Origin of the sequence: Christiangramia aquimixticola, from assembly GCF_048285835.1 — a bacterium.
In the GTDB taxonomy this organism is placed as follows: Bacteria; Bacteroidota; Bacteroidia; order Flavobacteriales; family Flavobacteriaceae; genus Christiangramia; species Christiangramia aquimixticola.
The window spans coordinates 1-330 of record NZ_JBLVTL010000127.1; the positions used below are offsets into that span (position 1 = coordinate 1).

Annotated in this window: 1 protein-coding gene; it reads left to right on the plus strand. The window is 47.6% G+C overall.

Annotation, left to right across the window (positions count from 1 at the left end):
* The coding region (locus ACNKXV_RS13805) for a tRNA1(Val) (adenine(37)-N6)-methyltransferase (protein ID WP_417908299.1) at positions 1–330 on the plus strand (330 nt) is incomplete at both ends.

Consider the following 330-nt stretch of genomic DNA (forward strand, 5'->3'; position numbering starts at 1 on the left):
GGTGCTTCTTGGAGCATTGGCTGAAACCGTCTCTTCAGCTACCATTTTGGATGTTGGCACTGGTACCGGGGTGATTTCCCTGATGCTGGCGCAAAGGTTTCAAGAGGCCCGCATCACGGCTGTCGAACTCGATGAGGATGCTGCCGATCAAGCAGCTGAAAACTTCCGAGAAAGTCCTTTTTCCGCAAGGCTAAGGGTGGTCAAACTCCGGTTCCAGGATTTACCAGAGGATCAACTTTTTGATTTGATTGTAAGCAATCCCCCTTATTTTCCAGAACATCTCAAATCAAAAGATGCTAAGCGAAATCAGGCCTTACATACCGATGATTT